General features: G+C 67.8%; 6 protein-coding genes. 2 read left to right on the top strand and 4 right to left on the bottom strand.

Annotated features, from left to right (window positions below; translation table 11 throughout):
• Positions 1–143 precede the first annotated feature (143 nt).
• Together gluQRS and phbB are read left to right on the top strand one after the other, a co-directional pair.
• Positions 144–1028 carry a tRNA glutamyl-Q(34) synthetase GluQRS gene (gene gluQRS, locus ACPYOD_RS18910; protein ID WP_481303234.1) on the top strand — a complete coding sequence of 295 codons (885 nt, stop codon included), beginning with the start codon at positions 144–146 and terminating at the stop codon, positions 1026–1028.
• 55 nt (positions 1029–1083) lie between these two features.
• Entirely contained in the window at positions 1084–1824 is a 741-nt protein-coding gene (gene phbB / locus ACPYOD_RS18915) for an acetoacetyl-CoA reductase (RefSeq protein ID WP_413623794.1), read from the top strand.
• 20 nt (positions 1825–1844) lie between these two features.
• Here phbB and ACPYOD_RS18920 read toward each other — a convergent pair whose 3' ends face one another.
• The 4 genes from ACPYOD_RS18920 to ACPYOD_RS18935 form a co-directional block, all read right to left on the bottom strand.
• On the bottom strand, positions 1845–2951 hold the full coding sequence (locus ACPYOD_RS18920; protein ID WP_481303235.1) for a catalase family protein: 1107 nt from the start codon (positions 2949–2951) through the stop codon (positions 1845–1847).
• Positions 2952–3058: 107 nt separating this feature from the next.
• Positions 3059–3364, bottom strand: coding sequence for an STAS domain-containing protein (locus ACPYOD_RS18925; protein WP_481303236.1), 306 nt, complete (start codon positions 3362–3364; stop codon positions 3059–3061).
• An 11-nt stretch (positions 3365–3375) separates the two neighbouring features.
• Positions 3376–4554 (bottom strand): methyl-accepting chemotaxis protein, encoded by a 1179-nt coding sequence (locus ACPYOD_RS18930; protein WP_481303237.1) that lies wholly within the window; start codon positions 4552–4554, stop codon positions 3376–3378.
• Between the two features lie 16 nt (positions 4555–4570).
• Positions 4571–5668, bottom strand: coding sequence for a protein-glutamate methylesterase/protein-glutamine glutaminase (locus tag ACPYOD_RS18935; protein WP_481303238.1), 1098 nt, complete (start codon positions 5666–5668; stop codon positions 4571–4573).
• Positions 5669–5693 lie beyond the last annotated feature (25 nt).

Genomic DNA, 5693 nt, shown 5'->3' on the forward strand with positions numbered 1-5693 from the left:
TCGGGGCGAATGGTGAACGATTCAATGGCGGAAGGCCTTGGGAGGCGGGCGGCGCCGCTCCCGTGCGGGTCTGCGCCGAAGGCATCGCCTACACTTGCCGCTCTCCCGCCCCAACAACCATGAGAAACGTCTCAATTCCTTCCATGGACACCACGCCACGCTACCGCGGACGCTTCGCGCCCTCACCCACCGGCGCGCTCCATTTCGGCTCGCTGGTGGCCGCGGTGGGGAGCTGGCTGGTGGCGCGAAACGCCGGCGGCGACTGGCTCGTGCGCATCGAAGACATCGATCCGCCGCGGGAGGTTCCCGGGTCGGCGGCTTCCATCCTGGCCACCTTGGAGGCGTTCGGCCTGTCGCCGGACGCGCCGCCCGTCTACCAGTCGGAGCGGCACGCGCTGTACGCCGCCGCCTTCGAGCGGTTGCGTGAGGACGGTAGGCTGTTCCCGTGCTGGTGCAGCCGCACCGACCTGGCCTTCGCCGGCGGCGTCCACCGCGATGGCTTGTGCGTGGCGCCGCCCGACCCTTCCCGGCCACCGGCATGGCGCCTGCTCACACCCGACCTCACCGTCCGCTGGACCGACGACCTGCGAGGTCCGCAAGCCGAGAACCTGCGCGAAGTAGCGGGCGACTTCGTCATCCGTCGCGTGGAGGGCCTCTGGTCCTACCAGCTGGCCTGCGTAGTCGACGACGCCGACCAGGGCATCACCCATGTCGTGAGGGGCGCCGACCTGCTCGATTCCACGGCCCGGCAGATCCATCTCCAGCGCCTGCTCGATGTGCCGACACCGGGGTACCTGCACCTGCCGCTGGTGCTCGACGCGCAGGGCCGGAAACTGTCGAAGTCCACCGCCGCCCTGCCCGTGGACGCGGACGACCCCCTGCCCGCCTTGCGCGCGGCGCTCGACCGCCTGGGGCTCGCGACCCGGTCCGGCGCGACCACCCCCGAGAGGCTCCTTCGGGACGCATTGCACGGATTCGCGCCTGCGTCGCTTCGCCGCAGTAGTCTTGTCGACGCGGCGACGCTATAAGAATCGTTTGCCCGGCGACGGGCCACCACGGGATTGCACGAGGATGAAGCAAGGCATGACGCAGCGAACGGCGCTGGTGACCGGCGGCACGGGCGGCATCGGAACGGCGATCGTGCGCTACCTTGCCCGCCAGGGCCACCGGGTCGCCACCAACTTCCGCGACGAGGCCCGGGCTGCCGCGTGGCGCGAAGACATGATCCGCGACGGCATCGACGTGGTGATGGTGCCGGGGGACGTGTCCGATCCCGTTTCGGCCGAAGCGATGGTGCGTGCGGTGGAAGACCTGGCCGGTCCGGTGGAAATCCTGGTGAACAACGCCGGCATCACGCGTGACACCACCTTCCACAAGATGGACTACCAGCAGTGGACCGAGGTGGTGAACACCAACCTCAATGCGTGCTTCAACGTCACCCGCCCGGTCATCGAGGGCATGCGTTCCCGGCAATGGGGCCGCATCGTCCAGATCAGCTCGATCAACGGGCAGAAGGGTCAATACGGCCAGGCCAACTACGCCGCGGCCAAGGCCGGCGTGCACGGATTCACTATCTCGCTGGCGCAGGAGAACGCACGCTTCGGCATCACAGTGAACACGGTGTCACCTGGATACGTGGGCACCGATCTGGTGATGGCCGTGCCCGAGGACATCCGCGCGAAGATCATCGCCCAGATTCCCGTGGGCCGCCTCGGCAGGCCCGAGGAAATCGCGCACGCCGTGGCGTTCCTCACCTCCGAGGATTCCAGCTGGATCACCGGTTCCAATCTCGCCATCAATGGCGGGCACTACATGGGCTGGTAGTCCGGTAGCCGACCTGGCTCCTACAGTTCCAGATCGGCGATGGAACGGGGCTCCGTGATGGTCCTGCCATTGTGGTGCGCACGAAACTTCGCCATCACCTTGTACGCCACGCGGCGCGCGCGCATCACCGATCCCAAGGGGCGGTGGGCGGCGAGGCCGTGCCACGGGCTGAACGCCATGCCGTCGTCGATGGCCGCGCGGCGCGCGGCGTTCCATGCCGGTTGCGGAGGCACGACGATGCGTGCCACGTCGATGTAGGGGCTTTTTTCCTCGGGCCAGTGCACCGAGGCATCCTCGATCGGCATCGACTCCAGGTCCGTGCAGAACTGGACGCGCAGGTCCCATTCGCCGCCCTGCTCCGCGAAGTGCTTCACCATCGCTTCGCGCAGGCCGTTCGGCTTGCCGTTGACGTTGAGTTCGGCATCCGTGAGCGCCGTGAGGTTCGGCGAGTGCGGGGCCACCGACACCTTCACCACATACTCGCCGAAGCGGATGGGTGCCTGGCTGTAGTAGGTATCGCCGAGCGGATGCGTCTCCGGCTGGCCACCGAGGCTCAGGAGCGTCGCGCTCTTGCCGCCGAACGCCTCGATGACCCGCTCTGTGCCGCGCAGCACCGCCGACAGGGCCTTCTTGGCACCTTCCGCGCGGTCCGTCGTGGCGGCCACCAGCTTCAGCGATGCAGAGAAGCGCTTGGCGTTCGGCGCGGAAAATACCGGCCCGTTCACGAGCACGAAGTCCTGGGTGAGGTCGCCCTCGCTGCCGGGCAGCCGTTCGCCCTCGGCACCGATGATCTTCAGCGCCATGCCGCGCGGCGTCGACACGCTGTCGTCGAGAAGGTCGCCCGGGACGGTCGACAGCCGCATGACCAGGGGATACGTGCCTTCCCGGGCGAACAGCCCTTGCGCCAGTTCCCGCGGCAGGTCGCCCGGGACGATCAGTTCACCGGTCAGCAGTGCATGGCTCTTGGCGTGCACCGACCGGTGGGCATGTTTTTCGTGCTCCAGCGTGGTCTGGTTGATCCGGGTCAGCGTCTCGATCAGCTCCTCCACGGTCTCGGCCTCGTCGGCCTCCACGCGCTCCAGGGACTCGTCGAAGTGGATCGGCGGGGGAACCAGGGACAGGGGCATGGCGGGACTCGGCGCTTGCGGTCGCAAGATGTTGCCGCCAAGCCCGTGAAGGGCCGGTCAGATGAGCTTGTAGCCGAGCCGTTAAGCCTTTATCGGTCGAGAGCCGTTCAGTGCACGGTGAAAAGCTTGTCGAAACCCGCGATGCGCAATGTGTTCCGCAGGTCGGCGCTGGCGTTGACGATGCGGATCTCCGCGCGGTCGCCGCCGGCGTGCTCACGCAGGAGCATCAGCATGCCGAGCGCGGAACTGTCCATGCCGACGACCTGTTCGAGGTCGAGCACGTAGCTTCGCGCCGGGGGCATGTCGCCGAGGCATGCGTCGTGGAAGGCGCGATGGATGGAGAAGTCGAAGCGGTCGCCCAGGTGCAGCGTGAGGCAGCCCTGCTCGGAATCGTGGTGGACATTGATAGGCATGGGAAGCTTCCTCAGAACAGGTCGATGTCGCCGGCAGCCATCGACTGCTGCAGGGCGGGACCGCGCGAACGCAACCGGGCGCGCTCGCGCTGCTCGGCCAGGCGGGTGCGCACGCGCTGGGCGCGGGCGCCAAGCTCGGACGCCTCGGCGGGAACGCAGGCCAGTTCTTCGATGTCACGCGTGCAGTCGGCCGTGATCTCCTGCAGCTCGACCAGGCGCGAACGGGTCTGGTGCAACAGCTGGCTCAGGATGTCTTCGAACTGGAGCGAGCGGATCGTCGTGGACACGTCGTTGCCCAGGCCCCGGTTGAGGGAAGCCGCCTCATCTGCCGCCGCGCTGGTGCGTGCGTTCGATTCGGTGATGGTCGCCATCATCTCGTCGATGCCGCCCTTGGTGGAGAGCGCCACGTTCATGTCCTGCGAGGCCATGTGGCCGACCAGTTCGCGCAGCTGCTCCATGGCGGTGCGCGAGCGCTCCACGTGCGTGCCGATCTTCTCGTTGAACTGGTTGCTGTGCTGGGCGAGGTTGCGGATCTCGCCCGCCACCACCGCGAAGCCACGGCCGGACTCGCCCGCACGAGCCGCTTCGATCGCGGCATTCAAGGCCAGGAGGTTCGTTTCCTCGGCAATGGTGTTCACGTTCTTCAGCAGCGCGAACACGGCGTCCATTTCCTTCGCCATGCCGTCGATGCGGTAGACGATGCGCAGGCTTTCGCGCGACAGCTGCACGATCAGGCCGACGAAGTGCTCGAGCAGGCTCGCGGTGCGGTCGGCGAAGTCCTGGACGGAAATGCCCTTGCCGCCGGCTTCGATGATCTCGCTGAGCAGCTTCTGCTGCTTGCCGGTCTTGTGCGACAGGCCGTTGAACCCGCCACCGAGTTCAGCCACGGCGTCGCGCAGAAGGTCGAGCGCCTGGTTGAGCTCGCGGCTGGCGTGCCCGAGTTCGTCGACGATGGCGCTGCGCACGTCTTCCATGGCCTCGCGCACGGACGCCTCGTCGCTGGCGGTGGAATTGAGCACCACCTCTACGTCGGGCAGTGGCGCCGGGCGCAGGCTGATCGCGATCCAGGTCGCCGTCAGCAGGGCCACGACCACCGGAGCGACCCAGGCCGAGTGGAACACCAGCACCAGCACCAGCGCGATGGCGCTTGCGGCGAAGCCGACGATGCGTTCGTTTTTGGGGATCAGCATGATGACGTCTCGATAATCAGGTGCCGACGCGGGCAGCGGCGGGTACGGGGGTGTTGGCGAGCGCAAGCAGGCGCGCCGCAATGGCATCCAGCGGAAGCATTTCGCCGGCGGCGCCGGCCTTCCAGGCGGCACCGGGCATGCCCCAGACGACGGAGCTGGCCTCGTCCTGCACGAGCGTGGGCGCGCCGGCTTCTTTCAGTTCGCCGAGCCCACGTGCGCCGTCGTCACCCATGCCCGTGAGCAGGCAGCCGATGGCGGCGGCGCCGACGCTGGCGGCCACGGACCGGAACAGCACGTCCACCGCAGGCTTGTGCCGGTTCACGGGCGGGCCGTCGTGGAGGCGGCAGACATGGCGCGCGCCGTCCCACATGACCAGGAGATGCTGGCTGCCGGGAGCGATGTAGGCATGGCCGGGCTGGATCGGCTGGCCGTCGCGGGCCTCGCACACGCGCATGGCCGAGCAGGAATCCATGCGGGCGGCGAACGGGCCGCTGAAGGCGGCGGGAATATGTTGGGTAATGACGATGGGCGGCGCCGTGGGCGGCATGGCTTCCAGCACCACGCGAATGGCTTCGGTACCGCCGGTGGATGCGCCGATGGCGATGATGCGCGTCCCGCCGCGGCTACCGGCGGTCTGCGCGCGCGGCAGCACGGCGTCGGCGGACAGCCGGGGCGCGACATCCAGCTTCGTGACGTTGGCGCGCTCGCGCGGCTTGGCACCGGCGGCGAGGCGCACCTTCGCGCAGATTTCCGGCGCGTGCTCCATGAACGTGTTGGCGAGGTCGGCCGAAGGCTTGGTGAAGAAATCCACCGCGCCCAGTTCCAGGGCACGCAGGGTGACGTCGGCGCCCTTCTCGGTCAGCGTGGACACCATCACCACCGGCATGGGGCGCAGGCGCATGAGGTTGTCGAGGAAGGTAAGGCCGTCCATCCGCGGCATCTCGACGTCGAGCGTGAGTACATCGGGATTGAGTTGCTTGATCTTGTCGCGCGCGATCAGCGGGTCCGCAGCGGTGCCCACCACCTCGATGCCCGGATCGGACTCGAGCATGGTGGTCAGCACCTTACGAACCAGGGCCGAATCGTCGACGATAAGAACGCGTACTTTCTGCATGGGTTCTGGCAACTCGGGTGGCTTG

Source organism: Luteibacter sp. HAY1-4A (assembly GCF_056755355.1).